This window comes from Pseudomonas sp. RIT-PI-o (assembly GCF_001297215.1).
GTDB classification, from domain to species: domain Bacteria; phylum Pseudomonadota; class Gammaproteobacteria; order Pseudomonadales; family Pseudomonadaceae; genus Aquipseudomonas; species Aquipseudomonas moraviensis_A.
Genome location: NZ_LHPA01000027.1, coordinates 38,025 through 55,446 on the forward strand (window position 1 = coordinate 38,025; position 17,422 = coordinate 55,446).

The 17,422-nt window shown below is 60.3% G+C and carries 16 protein-coding genes; 4 read left to right on the forward strand and 12 right to left on the reverse strand.

What is annotated here, in order from left to right; genetic code table 11:
- Window positions 1–50: 50 nt before the first annotated feature.
- Window positions 51–962: a UDP-3-O-acyl-N-acetylglucosamine deacetylase gene (gene lpxC, locus AEQ63_RS18225; RefSeq protein WP_007916984.1), complete on the forward strand. Its 912-nt coding sequence runs from the start codon at window positions 51–53 to the stop codon at window positions 960–962.
- Between the two features lie 176 nt (window positions 963–1,138).
- Here the strand turns inward: lpxC and AEQ63_RS18230 are convergent, their stop codons facing one another.
- The 7 genes from AEQ63_RS18230 to AEQ63_RS18260 all read right to left on the reverse strand — a co-directional run bounded on the left by AEQ63_RS18230 (window position 1,139) and on the right by AEQ63_RS18260 (window position 11,065).
- Window positions 1,139–2,647 (reverse strand): sensor domain-containing diguanylate cyclase, encoded by a 1,509-nt coding sequence (locus AEQ63_RS18230; RefSeq protein ID WP_064364302.1) that lies wholly within the window; start codon window positions 2,645–2,647, stop codon window positions 1,139–1,141.
- Between the two features lie 185 nt (window positions 2,648–2,832).
- Window positions 2,833–4,110 (reverse strand): OprD family porin, encoded by a 1,278-nt coding sequence (locus tag AEQ63_RS18235; protein ID WP_419198356.1) that lies wholly within the window; start codon window positions 4,108–4,110, stop codon window positions 2,833–2,835.
- 233 nt (window positions 4,111–4,343) lie between these two features.
- Window positions 4,344–4,565 carry a hypothetical protein gene (locus AEQ63_RS18240; protein ID WP_064364304.1) on the reverse strand — a complete coding sequence of 74 codons (222 nt, stop codon included), beginning with the start codon at window positions 4,563–4,565 and terminating at the stop codon, window positions 4,344–4,346.
- Between the two features lie 190 nt (window positions 4,566–4,755).
- A complete protein-coding gene (locus tag AEQ63_RS18245; RefSeq protein ID WP_064364305.1) occupies window positions 4,756–6,120 on the reverse strand; it encodes a heavy metal sensor histidine kinase in 1,365 nt (454 codons plus the stop codon).
- Entirely contained in the window at window positions 6,110–6,787 is a 678-nt protein-coding gene (locus AEQ63_RS18250; protein WP_042608367.1) for a heavy metal response regulator transcription factor, read from the reverse strand. The genes AEQ63_RS18245 and AEQ63_RS18250 overlap by 11 nt, the downstream gene beginning before the upstream one ends.
- Window positions 6,788–6,794: 7 nt before the next feature.
- Entirely contained in the window at window positions 6,795–9,908 is a 3,114-nt protein-coding gene (locus AEQ63_RS18255) for a multidrug efflux RND transporter permease subunit (RefSeq protein WP_064364306.1), read from the reverse strand.
- A complete protein-coding gene (locus AEQ63_RS18260) occupies window positions 9,905–11,065 on the reverse strand; it encodes an efflux RND transporter periplasmic adaptor subunit (protein ID WP_064364307.1) in 1,161 nt (386 codons plus the stop codon). Before AEQ63_RS18260 ends, AEQ63_RS18255 begins: the two co-directional genes overlap by 4 nt.
- Before the next feature lie 191 nt (window positions 11,066–11,256).
- Here AEQ63_RS18260 and AEQ63_RS18265 point away from each other — a divergent pair, with 191 nt between their 5' ends.
- The 3 genes from AEQ63_RS18265 (at window position 11,257) to AEQ63_RS18275 (ending at window position 12,647) form a co-directional block, all read left to right on the forward strand.
- Window positions 11,257–11,886 carry a nucleotidyltransferase domain-containing protein gene (locus AEQ63_RS18265; protein WP_064364308.1) on the forward strand — a complete coding sequence of 210 codons (630 nt, stop codon included), beginning with the start codon at window positions 11,257–11,259 and terminating at the stop codon, window positions 11,884–11,886.
- Window positions 11,849–12,268, forward strand: a complete 420-nt coding sequence (locus AEQ63_RS18270) for a hypothetical protein (protein WP_064364309.1) — start codon at window positions 11,849–11,851, stop codon at window positions 12,266–12,268. The genes AEQ63_RS18265 and AEQ63_RS18270 overlap by 38 nt, the downstream gene beginning before the upstream one ends.
- Window positions 12,269–12,407: 139 nt before the next feature.
- Complete coding sequence (locus AEQ63_RS18275) at window positions 12,408–12,647, forward strand: hypothetical protein (protein WP_064364310.1); 240 nt, start codon at window positions 12,408–12,410, stop codon at window positions 12,645–12,647.
- Between the two features lie 127 nt (window positions 12,648–12,774).
- Here AEQ63_RS18275 and AEQ63_RS18280 read toward each other — a convergent pair whose 3' ends face one another.
- From AEQ63_RS18280 to norR, 5 genes are all read right to left on the reverse strand, one after another.
- Entirely contained in the window at window positions 12,775–13,524 is a 750-nt protein-coding gene (locus AEQ63_RS18280) for a YkgJ family cysteine cluster protein (RefSeq protein ID WP_064364311.1), read from the reverse strand.
- A gap of 83 nt (window positions 13,525–13,607) precedes the next feature.
- Window positions 13,608–13,934 carry a hypothetical protein gene (locus tag AEQ63_RS18285; RefSeq protein WP_064364312.1) on the reverse strand — a complete coding sequence of 109 codons (327 nt, stop codon included), beginning with the start codon at window positions 13,932–13,934 and terminating at the stop codon, window positions 13,608–13,610.
- Window positions 13,935–14,081: 147 nt separating this feature from the next.
- A complete protein-coding gene (locus AEQ63_RS18290) occupies window positions 14,082–14,564 on the reverse strand; it encodes a GNAT family N-acetyltransferase (protein WP_064364313.1) in 483 nt (160 codons plus the stop codon).
- A 3-nt stretch (window positions 14,565–14,567) separates the two neighbouring features.
- Window positions 14,568–15,470, reverse strand: coding sequence for a chemotaxis protein CheV (locus AEQ63_RS18295; protein ID WP_042608360.1), 903 nt, complete (start codon window positions 15,468–15,470; stop codon window positions 14,568–14,570).
- A 357-nt stretch (window positions 15,471–15,827) separates the two neighbouring features.
- Window positions 15,828–17,390 (reverse strand): nitric oxide reductase transcriptional regulator NorR, encoded by a 1,563-nt coding sequence (gene norR, locus AEQ63_RS18300; protein ID WP_042608359.1) that lies wholly within the window; start codon window positions 17,388–17,390, stop codon window positions 15,828–15,830.
- Window positions 17,391–17,422 lie beyond the last annotated feature (32 nt).

Below are 17,422 nucleotides of genomic sequence, written 5' to 3' on the forward strand. Positions count from 1 at the left end.
CCAGCCTTTGTTGATACCAGTTCGCAATTTGCGCTGAAGCGGCCCAAGCCATGATTAAACAACGCACACTGAAAAATATTATCCGTGCCACAGGTGTAGGCCTGCACTCCGGTGAGAAGGTCTACCTGACCCTCAAGCCTGCGCCTGTCGACACTGGCATTGTGTTTTGTCGCGCTGACCTCGACCCTGTGGTGCAGATTCCTGCCCGCGCGGAAAACGTCGGTGAAACCACTATGTCGACGACGCTGATCAATGGCGACGTCAAAGTGGACACGGTAGAGCACTTGCTCTCGGCCATGGCTGGCCTGGGCATCGATAACGCCTACGTCGAGCTCTCCGCGTCCGAAGTCCCGATCATGGATGGCAGCGCTGGACCCTTCGTATTCCTGATTCAATCGGCAGGCCTGGAAGAACAGGACGCCGCCAAGAAATTCATCCGCATCCTGCGTGAAGTGACAGTGGAAGACGGCGACAAGCGCGCCACTTTCGTCCCTTTCGAAGGCTTCAAGGTGAGCTTCGAGATCGATTTCGATCACCCGGTATTCCGGGACCGCACCCAAAGTGCAAGCGTGGACTTTTCCAGCACTTCGTTCGTAAAAGAAGTCAGTCGCGCCCGTACCTTTGGTTTCATGAGTGACATCGAGTACCTGCGCAAGCACAACCTCGCACTCGGCGGCAGCGTGGAAAACGCGATCGTGGTCGACGCCGATGGCGTGTTGAACGAAGACGGTCTTCGTTATGAAGACGAATTCGTCAAGCACAAGATCCTCGATGCGATTGGCGACCTGTACCTGCTGGGCAACAGCCTGATTGGTGAGTTCAAAGGCTTCAAGTCCGGTCATGCACTGAACAACCAGCTGCTGCGCAAATTGATTGAGCAGACAGATGCGTGGGAAGTGGTGACGTTCGAAGACGCCAGCACCGCACCGATCTCTTACATGCGCCCTGTAGCGGCTGTGTAAGTAAAAAACCTCTCTAGTTTTTTGAAGGCCATCCTCGGATGGCCTTTTTTTATACCTGTGGTTTTTGTATTGCCTGGGATGGCCCTATCGCGAGCAGGCTCACTCCTACAGGGGGAACGCATTCCAATTGTAGGAGTGAGCCTGCTCGCGATAGGGCCGGTGGGGCCACTGCCCTCTCAAACCGATACCACCACCCGATTGCGTCCGCCTTCCTTGGCCTGATACAAGGCCTTGTCCGCGGCAAACAACAACTGCTCCAGGGTCATCTCGCTCGCTGTCGTCCATGTGGCGATGCCGATACTCACGGTCATCGCCCGCTCAGCGCCTTCGGTCCACGGCAGGTTTTCCACAGCGCAGCGGATCTGCTCGGCGATCTGCCGCGCCCCTGCGCTGTCGGTCTCGGCGAGAATCACCGAAAACTCTTCGCCGCCATAACGCGCAACCAGATCCGCCGGACGTCGTACATTTGCCGTGATCACCTTGGCCAGCTCACGCAAGACCTGATCGCCGGCCTGATGGCCATGTCGGTCGTTGAAGGCCTTGAAGTGGTCGGCATCGATCATCATCACCGACAGCGGCTGGCCCGAGCGTTGCGCGCGGAACCACTCATGACGCAGGGTCTGATCGAGCATGCGCCGGTTGGCCACGCCGGTCAGGTCATCGGTGGCGGCCAGTTGCGCCAGCTCGCGTTCGGCGCGATGGCGCAAACGCAGTTCCCGGGCGAGCAGCCAGGTCAGCCACAACAGGCCAAGGCACAGCACACCGGTGGCGCCACTGATCAATATCGCCGTGCGCCGCCAGGTGCCGAACACCTCATCACTGGACAGCGCGACCATTACGGTCAACGGCAGATTGCCGACCCGCGAGTAGGTATAGAGCCGGCGTTGTTTATCCATGCTCGAGGTGCTGGTGAAACTGCCGCTGCCATCGCGATCATTGAGGATGCGCACAACGTTGGGCCGATTGCCGAAGCTCTTGCCCACCGAATCGCTTTGCAGGTACGGCTTCTGCGCGAGCAGCACGCCGTCGCTGTTGATGATATTCAGCGTGCTGTCGGTGCCAATGTCGAGGCTTTTGAACAGTTCGTCGAAGTAGTCGAGTTTCAACGACGCCACCGCCACACCGAGGAATTCACCGGTCTGCGAGGAGATGCGTCGACTGAAGCTGATGCGCCACTGATCGGCCTCGTCGCAATCGCAACGGGTCTTGAACGGCCGGCTGATGAACATGCCCATCTCGCGGTTGAACGCATGGGCGAGGAAATAATCCCGGTCAGCGAAATTGCCCGGTTTCGGTTCGATACGTGAGGAGTCGGCGACGACCTCGCCATGCTTGTCCAGCAGCAGGATGTCGCCTTTGAAGCGCGCGGTGGCCGAGCGATCGAACAGCGCCAGGTGACGGATCTGCGGCGAGACCTGCTGCAAGTCGTCACGCTGGGCGGCGGCGATCAGGCCTTGCAGCGTCAGGTCGTACAGCTCGACGGTGCGCAGCACATCGGCGTCGATCAGTTGCGCGATGGTGGTCGCCCGGCGGGTGGCGGCGTCCTGCGCACTGGCGTACTCGCGGATCAGCAGGAAGGTGACGATGCACACCATCGCAATCACGGTCAGCAGACTGCCGAGGATCAGCAGGCGCTCGGGGCGACCGGTCTGGCCTGTGACGGGAGGTGTGCGGCTGGCGATCATAATGGGGAGCCGGTTGGAGTGGTTTCATAAGCTTAGTTGGGCTGACGCCGGACGAACCTGTGGGAGCGAGCCTGCTCGCGAAAGCTGATTGTCAGTCAACATCTGCGTTGAATGACACACCGCTTTCGCGAGCAGGCTCGCTCCCACAGGATAGATCACAGGATCTGAAAAACGCCGCGCCGATCTTAGAAGACGTTGATCGGGTAGTCGATGATCACGCGGTATTCATCTGTATCCGAATCAATCGCGCCGTAGCCATTGCCGCCACGGTTGGTCGCCCATTGCAGGCGCACCGCCAGGTCCTTGGCCTGACCGCTTTGCACGATGTACTGCAAATCGATATCGCGCTCCCAGTGTTTGGCGTTGCGGCCATCAGCGCTGTACCAGCTGGAATAGCCTGGGTTGTCCGGATCGGCTTTGGTCAGGTCGACCGTGCCGCGCGAATAGGACAGCGCCGAAGTCAGCCCTGGCAGGCCGACACCCGTGAAGTCGTAAGCGTACTTGAGCTTCCACGAGCGTTCGTTCGGCCCGTTGAAATCCGAGTATTGCTGGGAGTTGTCCAGGTAAACGCTGTCGCCCTGGCTGATGTAGTCGAACGGTGTGTTGCCGTTGACCCGCTGGTACGCGGCGGTAACGCTGTGGCTGCCGATGCCGACGGTCAGATGCGCGCTCCAGGTGTTGTTGTCTATGTCGCCGAGCAGCGCATCACCGGTGTCTTGCGTGTGATAGAAATGCAGGCCCGGGTTGAGGCTGACCAGATCGTTCAGTTGCCAGGTGTAGTCGAGGTCGTAGTAGTACTGGTTCCAGATGTCTTTCAGCTCAGAGGCATAGAGGCTACTGGTCAGACCTTCGACACCGCTCCAGGCCACACCAGCCCAAGTCAGGTGCTGACTCTCATCGCCATCGGCGAGGGTGCCGTAGGACGTACCGATTCGCGTGTGACCGCTCTGGTTATACGGCTTGGTGAAACTGGCCTGGCCACCTTCGATCAGCCAGCCGTCGAAACTGTGATTGGCGAGGCTGATACCGCGAAACGTCTGCGGCAGCATCCGCGTGTCGCCGCCGGCAATCACCGGGTTGGTGAGGAACAGGTCACCGGCCTTCAACTCGGTATCGAACGCACGCAGCTTCAACGTTCCGCCTGCGGTGGAGAACGAGCCTGGCGCTTTGCCGTTGCCATCGCTGATCGGCAGGATACTCGAACCGTCGGTACCGCCACCGCCGTCGAGTTTCAGGCCGAGCATGGCGTGGGCATCAAAACCGAAGCCAACCGTGCCCTCGGTATAGCCGGACTGGAACACCCCGAGAAAACCCTGGCCCCACTCGATGTTGTCGTCCGCTTGCTGCAAGCGGTTGCGATTCATGTAGTAGTTGCGGGCGTTCAGGTTGAGACTCGAACCTTCGACGAAGCCTTGTTCAGCAGGCTCGTCGGCGTGGGCGGTGGGAACAATCGTTGCGGCCATTGCAATGAACAGCGGGGTAAGGCGGGCAGGGAAAAACACGTGCGGTGGAGCTCCTTGGGTCAGCGGGCCGCTCTGTTTCTTGAGCAGCTTGATGTTTCTTGTTGTTACAGACGCACCAGACGGCTTTCAGACCACAACGAAAAAAGGCCGCTGAACGGCAGCGGCCTGGAGGGACGACGGTTGAACGGGAAGAGCCAAACAACCGCGTCGAGGGAAACCTTTCGCGGTGCGACTCAGCTGTCTTTCTCGATTACTTGAGTCTGGGAATTGGCGGCCTGCGGGGATTGCGTCGCGTCTTGAGCCTTGGCCATCACTTCGGCCTGATGCTGATCGAATGCCTGCGCGCGCGCGACTTTTTGCGCCACGAAGGTTTGCGATTCTTCAGCCATCGCCATCGGCGACAGGATCAATGAGGACAAAACGAACGCGCTGGCAATACCCATACTGTTGGACATCTGGAAAACCTTCTTGCTTGGCAAGTGCTGTTTGGTGCGGGCAAAGATAAGGTTGCCGAGGGTTGGGAAACAGCGTGATTTTCATAAATGACTGTTACAGCAAAAGCAAAGATCGCAGCCTTCGGCAGCTCCTACAAGGGCGTGTCGTACACCTGTAGGAGCTGCCGAAGGCTGCGATCTTTTGATCTTTTCAGACCGGAAGGTGAATGCCGAAGGTGTTCATGCCCCCGTCACTGCGTACAAACACATCCCCGCCGTGCATCAGCGCGATCGCCTTGACGATCGCCAGCCCCAAGCCGTGGTTATTGCCGCTGTTGCTGCGCGAGGCATCGACCCGATAAAAGCGCTCGAACAACCTCGGCAAATGCTCACTGGCAATCGGCGTCCCGGGATTGGCCACGCCGATGCTCACCTGATGTTCTTGAACCTCGATGCGCACTTCGATCACCTGTCCCGGTTCGGTGTGCTGCACCGCGTTGCTCAGCAAGTTGATCAGCGCCCGGCGCAAATGCGCGACCTCAATCTGGACCTGCGCATCGCCGCTGACCTGCACTTCAACCTGAGCGTCCTCGAGAATGAAATCCAGATAATCCAGGGTCGTCGCCACCTCATCAGCCAGTGACGTCGAGGTCAGTTTGGTTGCCTTGTTGCCCTGATCGGCGCTGGCCAGGAACAACATATCGTTGATGATCGAACGCAGTCGCTCCAGCTCTTCGAGGTTCGATTGCAGCACTTCGAAATAGTGTTCGGCCGAGCGCCCGCGGGTCAGCGCGACCTGGGTCTGGCCGATCAGGTTGGTCAGCGGTGACCGCAGTTCATGGGCGACGTCGGCGTTGAACGACTCCAACCGCGAATAGGCCAGTTCCACCCGTTCCAGCGTCGAATTGAACGACTCGACGAACTGCTCCAGTTCCGGCGGCAACGGCGATAGACGCAAGCGCCCGGCGCGTAGTGGTGGTGCCAGGCGCTGAGCTTCCTGCGACAGTTTGATCAACGGCTTGAGGCCGATGCGCGCCACCCAATAGCCCAGCGCCGAAGCCATCAGCACACCGGCGATCGCCAGACCGATCAGTGCGATCAGCAGATTGTGCTGCGTCTCATGGAAGGTTTCGGTATCGATGCCGATCATGAAGCGCAGCGACGGGCGCTGGTCCTTGGCCGGCAACTCGGTCAGCAGCACTTTCAGGGGGTAGGGATGGTCGGCCAGATGCAGGTCATGCATGCCCAGCGGACCCTGAGCGAAGGCCCGAATCGCGGCATCGGGTTGTCCATATTCGTAACCCGGATTACCACTGACCACCCAGAACCGGATGCGCTTGTCTTCTTCGCCGAGCAGCTTCAGCTTGGCGTTGATCTTCACCCAATGTTCCGGTGTGCCGAAGCGATTGAGCGCCGACTCGAGCACGCTGTAACGCGCATCCAGCTCAGCTTCCGGCAACAGCCCCAAGCCCTTGTCGACCTGTTGATACAGTGCGCCACCAATCAACAGAAACACCACGAGCGCCACCAGCGTGAACATCCCGCTTAAACGCAGGGCAATCGAGTTACTGGACACCACGGCTCTCCAGTACATAACCCATGCCGCGAATGGTGTGCAGCAGTTTTTCGTGGAACGGGCCATCCAGTTTGGCGCGCAGGCGTTTGATCGCGACTTCGACGACGTTGGCATCACTGTCGAAATTGATGTCCCAGACCATCTCGGCGATCGCAGTTTTCGAGAGGATTTCGCCCTGGCGACGGGCGAGCACGCTGAGCAGGGAAAACTCTTTCGCGGTCAGATCCAGGCGCGTGCCGGCGCGGGTGGCCTTGCGGCTGATCAGGTCGATCCACAGGTCGGCGATGGTTACTTGCACCGGCTCATGGCCGCCGCTGCGCCGGGTCAACGCTTGCAGGCGGGCGACCAGCTCGAGGAAGGAAAACGGCTTGCCGAGGTAATCGTCGGCACCGTCGCGCAGGCCCTTGATGCGGTCTTCGACGCGCTCGCGGGCGGTGAGCATGATCACCGGGGTCTGTTTGCGCGCACGCAACGCGCGCAGCACGCCGAAGCCATCGAGCCCCGGCAACATGACGTCGAGGACGATCACTGCGTAGTCGCATTCCAGCGCCAGATGCAGGCCTTCAACGCCGTCGCGGGCAAGGTCCACGGTGTAGCCCTGTTCGGTCAGGCCACGGTGCAGATAGTCCGCGGTTTTTTCTTCGTCTTCGATAATCAGAACGCGCATGACCGCCTCAGTCTGTGGTCGCCAATGCCGTTGCGGGCGTTGGGGCTGGTGGGTGTGAGTGCCGGTGAAACAGCCGTTCGAGCCATAAGTATATGACCGGGGTGGTGAACAGCGTCAGCATCTGGCTGACCAGCAAACCGCCGACCACGGCAATGCCCAATGGCTGGCGCAGTTCGGCGCCGGTGCCGTAGCCGAGCATCAGCGGCAACGCGCCGAGCAGCGCGGCGAGGGTGGTCATGATGATCGGCCGGAACCGGGTGATGCACGCCTCGAAAATCGCCTCTTGCGGCGCCAGTCCGCGCTGGCGCTGCGCCTCGAGGGCAAAGTCGATCATCAGGATGCCGTTCTTCTTGACGATACCGATCAGCAGCACCAGCCCGATCAACGCCATGATCGAAAAGTCCTGACCACAGATCCACAGCATGATCACCGCGCCGAGGCCTGCCGCTGGCAACGTCGAGATGATCGTCAGCGGATGCACGAAGCTTTCATAAAGCACGCCGAGAATGATGTACACCGCCACCAGCGCCGCCAGAATCAGCCACGGCTGACTGGCCAGCGAACTCTGGAACGCCTGCGCCGCGCCCTGGAAATTGCCGCTGATCGCGGTGGGCATGCCGATCTCGGCCTTGGCCTGATTGAGCAGAATCACCGCATCGCCCAGCGCCACGCCCGGGGCGAGGTTGAAGGACAGGTTGGCGGCGGGGAACATGCCGTCGTGGGCAATCGACAGCGGGCCGATGGTCGGCGCGTCAAACCGGGCCAGCGCCGAGAGCGGCACCATTTCTCCGCTGAGCGGCGAACGCAGGTAGAAATAGTTGAGGCTTTCGGCCTTGCCGCGTTGCCTGGTGTCCAGCTCGAGAATCACGTTGTACTGGTTGACCTGAGTCTGGAATTCATTGATCTGCCGTTGGCCGAACGCATCGTACAGCGCCTCGTCGACATCGCTGGCAGTCAGGCCAAAACGCGCCGCTGCGCTACGGTCGATGCTGATGTGAGTGATGCTGCCGCCCAGTTGCAGATCATTGGAAATGTCGCGGAACGCCGGGTTGCTGCGCAGTTTCTCGGTCAGGCGCTGCGTCCAGGTGGCGAGGGTCGCGCCGTCATTGCTCTTCAGCACGTATTGATACTGCGCACGGCTCGGGCCGGAGCTGAGGTTGATGTCCTGCCCTGCGCGCAAATACAGAACGATGCCGGGGACTTTCATCAGTTGCGGACGGATGCGGTCGATGAACTGGCTGGCGCTGACGTCGCGATCGCCGCGTTTTTTCAAGGCGATCCAGAAGCGCCCGTTGGCGATGGTCTGGTTGCTGCCGGAAACACCCACCGAATGGGAAAACGCCTGCACCGCCGGATCGGCCGCGACGATTTCCGCCATGGCCAAGTGTTTTTTCACCATCTCGCCGTAGGAAATGTCCGCAGCGGCTTCAGTGGTGCCGAGGACGAAACCGGTGTCCTGCACCGGAAAGAACCCCTTGGGAATGAAAATGTAGCCGGCAACCGCCAACGCCAGCGAGAGACCGAACACACCAATCATCAGTTTCTGATGGTCGAGGGCGCGGCGCAGACCCTTTTCGTACCAGCCGAGCAGGCGCTCACTGAAACCGGGTTTGGCGTTCGCGTGATGTACCGGTTTACGCATAAACAGCGCGGCGAGGGTTGGCGCCAGCGTCAGCGACACCACCACGGAAATCATGATGGTGGACGTCGCGGTCAGGGCGAATTCCTTGAACAGCCGCCCGACCACACCGCCCATGAACAGCAGCGGGATGAACGCCGCTACCAGCGAGAAACTGATCGAAACGACGGTGAAGCCAATCTCGCCGGCACCCTTGATCGCCGCCTCGCGCATGTCATCGCCGGCCTCGAGATGGCGGTGAATGTTCTCCACCACGACAATCGCATCGTCGACCACGAAGCCGACCGCGACGACGATCGCCACCAGCGTCAGGTTGTTCAGGCTGAAACCGAGCACGTACATCAGGGCGAAACTGGCGATCAGCGAGACGCCGAGCACCGCCGAAACAATCAGGGTCGCCGACAACTGCCGCAGGAACAGCGCCATGACTGCGACCACCAGCAGGATCGCGATCAGCAAGGTGATCTCAACCTCATGCAGCGAAGCGCGAATGGTCTGCGTGCGGTCGATCAGGGTTTTCACCTGCACCGAGGCCGGCAGCATGGCTTCGAGACCGGGGAGGGCGGCTTGGATGCGGTCGACGGTCTCGACAATGTTGGCGCCGGGCTGGCGCGAGATCACCAGATTCACCCCCGGACGATCACCCGCCCACGCCTGCACGTAGGCATCTTCCGCACCGTTGACGACTCTGGCGACATCGCGCAGGTGAACCGGTGCGCCATCCTTGTAGGAAACGATGAGCTGGCTGTAGTCCTCGGGGTGGAACAACTGGTCGTTGGTCGACAGCGTCGAGATACTCGATTCGCCGTACAGCGCACCTTTGGCGAGGTTCAGACTGGTCTGCTGGATCGCCAGCCTGATGTCGGCCAGCGTCAGGCCAATCGCCGCGAGTTTGTCCGCCGACGCCTGCACGCGAATCGCCGGACGTTGCTGACCGGTGATGTTGATCTGGCCGACGCCGTCGATCTGACTGATCTGCCGGGCGAGCAGGGTTTCCACCAGGTCGCTGAGTTCGGTGCCGGGCATCTGTGTGGAGCTGACACTGAGGATCAGCACCGGGCTGTCGGCCGGGTTGACCTTCTTCCACGTCGGCAGCGTCGGCATATCCTTGGGCAGCTTGCCGGCGGCGGTGTTGATCGCCGCCTGGACTTCCTGGGCGGCGGTGTCGATGCTTTTGTCGAGGGTGAATTGCAGGGTCAGCAGGGTTGAGCCCAGCGCACTGCTCGAGGTCATCTGGGTCATGCCGGGGATGGCACTGAATTGCACCTCCAGCGGCGTCGCCACCGAAGACGCCATGGTGTCCGGGCTGGCGCCGGGCAACTGCGCCGAGACTTGAATCGTAGGAAATTCCGCTTCTGGCAGTGGAGCAATCGGCAAGCGCGGGAAGGCAATCGCCCCGACCAGCACCAGCGCGATCGTCAACAGGATCGTCGCCACCGGGTGATCGATGCACCAGGTCGAGATGCCTTTGTGCGAATTCATGGCTTCGGCTCCGCCTGCACCACTTGCGGCGGCTCACTCATGACTTGCACGCTCGACCCCGGCTTGAGCCGCGACTGGCCGTCGGTCACCAGCACGTCACCGGCGTTGACGCCTTTGATGATGTCCTGGCCGCTGCCCTGATACACCATCTGCACCGGCACCGCCTCGACCTTGTCGTCCTTCACGCGGTAAACGAAGTGTTGTTCAAGGCCACGTTGTACGACGGTGGGCGGAACGACCAGCGCATCTTTATCCACAGCCGTCTGAATTTTTACCGTCACTAGCAAACCCGGCCAGAGCTTCTGGCTGGCATTGGCGAACTCGGCCTTGGCGCGGATGGTGCCGGTGTTGGCGTTGATCTGATTGTCGATCAGGGTCAGATGACCTTCGCCGAGCAGATTGCCGGTTTCGCCATCGGTGTCGGCGCCGATATAGGCCTTGACCGGTGCGCGTTGCGGATCGCTGATCAGGCTCTGCAGGGTCGGCAGCATTTGCTGCGGCAGGGAGAACTCGACAGCGATCGGATCGATCTGGGTAACGGTGAACAGGCCTTGAGTGTCGGTCATGCGCAGGAAGTTGCCTTCATCGACCGTACGAATACCGACGCGCCCGGTGACTGGGGAGCGAATCTGCGTGTAGGACAGTTGCACCTGCGCCGCATCGATCGAGGCCCGATTGCCTTGCGCCGTGGCTTTGAGCTGATTGACCAGCGCTTGCTGCTGGTCGAAGGTCTGCTTCGACACGCCGTCGTCGACGCTGAGCAATTTGTAGCGCTTGAGATTGACCAGCGCGACCTGCAACTGCGCCTGGCTCTCGCCCAACTGCGCCCGGGCCTGATCAAGGCTGGCGCGGATCGAGCGGTCGTCGATGGTGGCGAGCAGGTCGCCTGCTTTGACCAGTTGACCTTCCTTTACCAGAATTTTCGTCAGGATCCCGTCGATCTGCGCACGCACCACCACACTGTGGAGCGAGAGCACCGAGCCGATGCCGCTGGTATAACGCGGCACGTCTTTGGCGCTGACCGTCACCACGCGCACAGGAATGGCGGTCGGGCTGGCCAGTTTGGCCGGTGCCGGTTTGAGCACAAACCACAGGCCGGCGGCTGCCAGCAAAATCAGGAGAGAGGCGAGCAGGATTTTATTTTTCTGAATGGACATGCGCGGCGCCGAAGTCTGGAGTTTGGGCAGATTGGCCAGTTATAAACCGGTCAGGCGGTCGGCAGGGTGACGGCTGGCTGTCAGGATTGTCAGTTTCCGATGTTAATTGCAGTAGCTGCGATTACGGTTGAGTTGATAAGTCCCTAAAAGGGACCTATCGTTCCTTTTTTGGGACTCTTCGGTTTGCGCCAGTGGAAAACCTTTCTTTAAGCGAAGCCCTGTTCACCGCCACCCAGCAAAAAGTATTGGGATTGTTGTTCGGCAAGCCTGACCAGACGTTCTACGCCAACGAAATTGTGCGCTGGGCGCAGGTTGGCAAAGGCGGGCTGATGCGTGAACTCGATCGATTGCAACGAGCCGGGATCCTCAGCATGACACGAGTGGGTAACCAGACCCATTACCAGGCCAACCCCGCCTGTCCTATCTACGCGGAGCTTCTGGGCATCACGCGTAAGACATTCGGTTTTGCCGAGCCTCTTCGTCAGGCATTAGAGCCGTTTGCCGAACAGATCACGTGGGCGTTCGTGTATGGCTCCATTGCCAAAAACTCGGCGAACACACTCAGTGACATAGATCTCATGCTGATTGGCGAAGGCCTGCACTACAGTGAGTTGATGGAGCGACTCATGCCGTTGGAGGAGCAATTGAGGCGTCCCATCAACCCGACGCTATACACCCCGCAAGACTGGGCCAGGAAGCTGGCGGCACAGAACAGTTTTGTCATGCGGGTGATGCAGCAGGAAAAAATCGATCTGTCAGGGGCAAACCCTTTGGAGTCCAAGGATGGGCAGCAACGAGAGTCTGGAGAATCTTCTACGTAGCGGTGTACTGAAAGCGGAGCCACCTGACCGCAAAGAGTGTGAGGGGCTGATGCGCTCGGCTCTGAATAGGCTCAAGGATGCGCACACCTGCACACTCTCGTTTTCCAGCCGGTTCGATTTGGCCTACAACGCCGCTCACGCGCTGGCGCTGACAGCTCTTCGCTTGAGTGGCTATCGATCGGACAAGCGCTATCTGGTATTCCAGTGTCTGATCCATACCACGCAAAGCAGTAAGGTTCAGGTGCGATTGTTTGCGCTGTGCCATGAGCGGCGGAATCTCGCCGAATACGAAGGCTATATGGATGAGGATGACGCGCTTCTTGAGCAGTTGCTGGAGAGCACCTCGCAATTGTTGAGTGACGTTCAACACCGCATGAACTGAAATATCATCACGCAGTGTCAGTACCAAGCAGCCATTCAGCGCATCGCGCAAATCTTCAGATGCCGAGCCAGAGCGCACAGGTATACTGCGCGCCTTTGCGGCTCACTGATCGGGCCGACTTTTTGTTCCCGGAGCTTTTATGACTTCCCCGACCCAACCGCCGGTTGACGACGCTGTGAGCGACGTCCCGGCTGACGTGGCTGATGCCAGCGAAACCAAGGCCGAGATTCCAGCGTTCAAGTTCCCGTTCAAACCGGGCGAGCTGGCATCGGCGAAAGGCTCGAATCAGCCGTGGTACAAGAATGGCGCGAAGAATGGCCACACCAAGACCCCAGGCATGGCGCCGCCGGGTACGCGTCGGTCGATGGGCAAGCGCTGACATCGGAAAGTGATGGTGCTTGTGCTGGCCTCTTCGCGAGCTCCCACAGGTTTTGTGTCTGGCGCAGATCCAATGTGGGAGCGAGCCTGCTCGCGAAGGCGGCAGCCGCTACACCACGAATATCAGATCAAGCCGCGCGCAATGAAATAAACGCGTAAGTCTGCGCCGGTTCAGTCACCACTTGGCCTCCGGCTGCCAGCACTTGCCCGGCCACGTCATCACCTGACAAATGAAACAGCCACTCACTCGGCTGCGCCGCCAGCGGTTGCGCGCTTACTTGGTCGATCACCTGCGCAAACGCATCCATGTTCGGCAAATAAGCGGTAAACCCATCGCCCTTGAGCGCGGTAGTGCGAATCCCGAGCGTCGCGCAGATCGCATCCTTCAGTCTGATGTCATCCCGATCCGCCTGACGCGAACGCTGGATCAGCTCAACCAGTTCCCGATCAACCAACTCACCGCCCACGATCAGCTCCGGCCCCTGTTCCCAGGATTCTGGCGGGCAATCCTTGGCAGCGGGATTGAGCGGGATATGCGGATTGATTTCCGCCGGGTAAATCCGACACACCAGTGGACGCCGCTCGTAGATCCGGCAGCGCTTGTCGTCGTCAAGATTCCGGCAGGGGCCGACGTTGTAGGCGGCGAAAGTGATCGCCACATGAGCATCGGTAGCACCGCTGCGGACCATGGCTGAACGGCGCTCGGCATGTTCGCGCTGCTGCGCTGGCAGGCCCAGACCATTGCCGAGAAAGGCCTCGACCAGCACGATTACCTGACCGCCATCCGCCGCCCACATGCGGGCTTCGGCCAGCGTCAGCGGCACATGGTGGTCGGTGCAGCATTTGCCGCAGCCTACGCAGGAAAACGTCGTATTCATTGAGCGATCTGTCTTCAATCAGGGTGTGAAAGGATGGCGGAAAACCATCGCACAGAACCCGATCGAAGCAAGGACTGCGCCACTCAGTGGGATTTTGTCACCGGGCGGATCGAGTCCCACTCGGTGACGAATGCGGTTTTCGACTGTTTGTTGTAGAGGCACAGCTCGCTGCCTTGCTGGCCTTTCATGTGTTTTTGCGGATATTGGCCTTGCAGCAGAACGGCGGTGTAACCGACGCGATCATCGAATTGCGCGGGCGTGCCGACCGGTTTGACGTTTTTCAGGCCGCTGGCCTTGGTGCAGCTGGCGAGCACGGTTTTGTCGTAGGCGGCCCAGGCGTCGGGGCTGGAGGCGTGGGCCTGGGAGGCGAGGGCGGTGAGGGTGAGCAGGGCGAGGGTGATGGCTTTCATGGTTGGGGCATCCTGGGTTATGGCCAAGGTTGGAGTATGCCTGCGGGTTGGAAGTTGCCTGTGCCGGCGCTATCGCGAGCAGGCTCACTCCTACAGGTTGGAATGCATTTCAAATGTTGGAGTGAGCCTGCTCGCGATGGCGGTGGATCATTCGACGACCAGCTCCCGGCGGACCACATACATCCCGACACTTTCATACAACCGGCGCGCCGGCAGGTTGTCCTCCAGAACCCTCAAATCGACAAACCCTTCACGCCGCTGTTGATAGACGCTGAAAGCATGCAGCAACAACGCTCGCCCAAGTCCCCGGCCCTGCATTCGCGGGTGTACCACCAGATTCTTGATATACGCACTGGTCCAGCACTGCGCCACGCCAACCACACCCTCGGCATCGCAGGCAACGAAGCACAATGAGGGATCGTATTCGGGATCGCTGACAAACCGCTGCTGCCATTCGTCCAGCGGCGGTACTCGACCGCCACCCTGCAGATGTCCGAGTTGCATCAACTGATGCAGCGCTGGCGCCCGCTCCTTGCGGTAGACGGACAACTCAATCCCAAACGGCCACTGCATATTCGGCACCGCTTCACTCAAGTCGCGGCGTAGCAGAAAACAAAACGCTTCGGCCAAGACTCAGTGCCCGTTGGCCGCGACGTGCTTGGCCGCTTCGATCAGACGTTGGGTCAGTTCCGGCGAGGAGAACTTGGTCAGCACTGCATTCGCTCCCGCCAGTCGGGCCTTTTCGCTGTTCATCGCGCTGTCGAGCGAGGTGTGCAGCAGCACGTACAAGTGCGCGAAATCCGGGGTTTCGCGCAGCGTGCGGGTGAAGGCATAGCCGTCCATCTCGGACATTTCGATGTCGGAGACGATCAGGTTGATCTGCTGCGCGGTGCCCTGCAGATCGAGCAGGCAGTCGATGGCTTCCTTGGCACTGCGCGCGGTGTGGCACTGCAGGCCGAGGTTGCGCAGGGTGTGCACCGATTGCTGCAGCGCCACCTGGCTGTCATCGACCACCAGAATCCGCGCGTTGCCGAGGACTTCGGCGTCCTCCATGGTCAGATCGGTCGGCGCCATTTCGATCTGCGCCGGGGCGATGCTGTGGATGACTTTTTCGATATCCAGCACCTGCACCAGCGTACCGTCCACCGAGGTCACGCCGGTGATGTAGGCACGCGAACCGCCGGAGCCGAACGGTGGCGGCCTGATGTCGGTGGTCAGGCAATGGACGATCTTGCTCACCGCCTGCACGTGCAGACCCTGCTTGGAACGGCTGACATCGGTGACGATCAGGCAGCCGCCGTTGGGATCTTCCAGCGGCCGCTCGCCGATCGCGCGGCTGAGGTCGATCACCGACAGCGAGGCACCACGCAGGGAGGCGATGCCTTTGACGTGCGGGTGCGACTCCGGCAGCTTGGTCAGCGGCGGGCAGGGAATGATTTCACTGACTTTCAGCAGGTTGATCGCCATCAGCTTGCCGCTGCGCAAGGTAAACAGCAGAAGCGAAAGTGAATCTGCGCGGGCTTTGGTGGAGGACATAAGAACCTTCTGTGGATGGGCGAGAGTGCAAATCGCCAGAAACCTTTGATGCCGGGTTATCGGCTTGAATGGAGTGGGCTTTAGGTTTGTCGTCACAGATCAAAAGCCCCTCACCCCAGCCCTCTCCCGGAGGGAGAGGGAGCCGACCGAGGTGTCCTGCGTCATACATCGACCTGAAAGATCGAATCGATTATGGACTCGAAGAGTTTGAATCAATTAGCGCACGGGAGTCGGTCACGTTACGGATTCGGTAAATCACACCCAGGTCGACGGAGTTCTCCAATATTCCCGAATCGGCTCCCTCTCCCTCTGGGAGAGGGCTGGGGTGAGGGGGCTTTTGGCACTTGGCGATAATCTTCAGCTTTTCATGCCCAAGCGCTTGGCCATCCGCCCAAGGTTCGCCCGATCCACCCCCAGCTCTCGCGCCGCACTCGCCCAGTTATCCCGATGACGTTCCAGCGCTGCACTGATCAGGCGCCGCTGAAACTCATCAGTGGCACTGCGCAAATCCCCGCCGATCATTGGCATCTCATTGGCCAAGCCTGCGGTAACAGGCACAACCACGTTATCCACAACCTCACGCGGCAAATCCAGATCCGCCGCACTCAGACTCAGGATTTTCGGCCGCACCTTGCAATTACCCAGCGCCTTCAGTGCACTGCGCCCGATCAAATGCTCCAGCTCGCGCACATTCCCCGGCCATGTGTACGCCAGCAGCGCCTCTTGCGCATCGCCGGTCAAGCGCAGGCTGTTAAGGCCCATACGCGAGCGGTTCTGCTCGAGAAAAAAGCCGCTGAGCAGCAACACATCGCGGCCGCGATCGCGCAGCGCCGGCACCCGCAGCGGGTAGACACTCAAGCGGTGATAGAAGTCGGCCCGATAGCGACCGCTGCGTACTTCTTCGGCCAGATCGCGATTGGTCGCGGCAATCAAGCGCACATCAACCTGATGCTCCTTGTCCGAGCCCAGGCGTTGCAACTGTCCGCTCTGCAATACGCGCAGCAATTTGGCCTGGACCGTCAGCGACAGCTCGCCGACTTCATCGAGAAACAGCGTGCCGCCATTGGCCAGTTCGAATTTGCCGCGGCGGTCGCTGGTAGCGCCGGTGAAAGCACCGCGCACGTGGCCGAACAGTTCGCTTTCCACCAGTGTGTCAGGCAGGGCGGCGCAGTTGAGGCTGATGATTGGTTTGTCGGCGCGCGGGGAAGCGGCGTGAATCGCTTGGGCGACCAGCTCCTTGCCGACACCGGTTTCGCCGGTGATCAGCACGGTCAGGTCACTGCCGCCGACCAGATTGATTTCTTCCACCAGACGTTTGTGCGCTTTGCTCTGGCCGATCATTTCGCGGTTCTGCTGGCCGCTGGCCTGACGGTAAACCTCGGCGCGCTGATGTTCATCTTCGGCGCGGGTGGCCAGACGCTCGATGCGCTCGGCAGCGTTGACCGTGGCCGAGGCGAGGCTGGCGAAGGCTTGCAGGGCATCGAGTTCGATCGGCTCGAAACGCTCGGGGTCGAGCGCATCAAGGGTGATCAGGCCCCAGAGTTTCTCATCGACAAATAAAGGACAGCCGAGGCAGTCGTGGACTTCGAGGTGATCGTCGAGGCCATCGACCAATCCGTCATAGGGATCGGGCAGTTCGCTGTCGGCGGCGAAGCGCGTCGGACCGGCGCCGGCCAGCAGAATTTCAAACCGTGGGTGTTCGCTGACTTTGAAGCGGCGGCCGAGGGTGTCGGTACTCAAGCCGTCCACCGCCAGCGGCACCAAGGACTCACCGTCCAGACGCAGTAACGCGGCGGCATCGCAGGGCAACAAGGCGCGCATGGCTTCGAGCAAACGCCGGTAGCGCTCACCTTCGGGCAATTCGCGGGATAGGTCGGCGACCAGAGGCAGCAGGGCGGTAAGCAAGGATTTGGCGGTCATGGTGATGTAGTCAAAGAGACAAAGTGTAGTCG

Excerpts from the sequence above, each read along its gene's own strand:
- AEQ63_RS18235 (WP_419198356.1), bottom strand. The coding sequence starts at position 4,110 with ATGGCCGCAACGATTGTTCCCACCGCCCACGCCGACGAGCCTGCTGAA.
- AEQ63_RS18230 (WP_064364302.1), bottom strand. The coding sequence starts at position 2,647 with ATGATCGCCAGCCGCACACCTCCCGTCACAGGCCAGACCGGTCGCCCC.
- norR (WP_042608359.1), bottom strand. The coding sequence starts at position 17,390 with ATGACCGCCAAATCCTTGCTTACCGCCCTGCTGCCTCTGGTCGCCGAC.
- AEQ63_RS18270 (WP_064364309.1), top strand. The coding sequence starts at position 11,849 with ATGGGCAGCAACGAGAGTCTGGAGAATCTTCTACGTAGCGGTGTACTG.
- AEQ63_RS18295 (WP_042608360.1), bottom strand. The coding sequence starts at position 15,470 with ATGTCCTCCACCAAAGCCCGCGCAGATTCACTTTCGCTTCTGCTGTTT.
- AEQ63_RS18275 (WP_064364310.1), top strand. The coding sequence starts at position 12,408 with ATGACTTCCCCGACCCAACCGCCGGTTGACGACGCTGTGAGCGACGTC.
- AEQ63_RS18280 (WP_064364311.1), bottom strand. The coding sequence starts at position 13,524 with ATGAATACGACGTTTTCCTGCGTAGGCTGCGGCAAATGCTGCACCGAC.
- lpxC (WP_007916984.1), top strand. The coding sequence starts at position 51 with ATGATTAAACAACGCACACTGAAAAATATTATCCGTGCCACAGGTGTA.
- AEQ63_RS18285 (WP_064364312.1), bottom strand. The coding sequence starts at position 13,934 with ATGAAAGCCATCACCCTCGCCCTGCTCACCCTCACCGCCCTCGCCTCC.
- AEQ63_RS18240 (WP_064364304.1), bottom strand. The coding sequence starts at position 4,565 with ATGTCCAACAGTATGGGTATTGCCAGCGCGTTCGTTTTGTCCTCATTG.
- AEQ63_RS18255 (WP_064364306.1), bottom strand. The coding sequence starts at position 9,908 with ATGAATTCGCACAAAGGCATCTCGACCTGGTGCATCGATCACCCGGTG.
- AEQ63_RS18250 (WP_042608367.1), bottom strand. The coding sequence starts at position 6,787 with ATGCGCGTTCTGATTATCGAAGACGAAGAAAAAACCGCGGACTATCTG.
- AEQ63_RS18260 (WP_064364307.1), bottom strand. The coding sequence starts at position 11,065 with ATGTCCATTCAGAAAAATAAAATCCTGCTCGCCTCTCTCCTGATTTTG.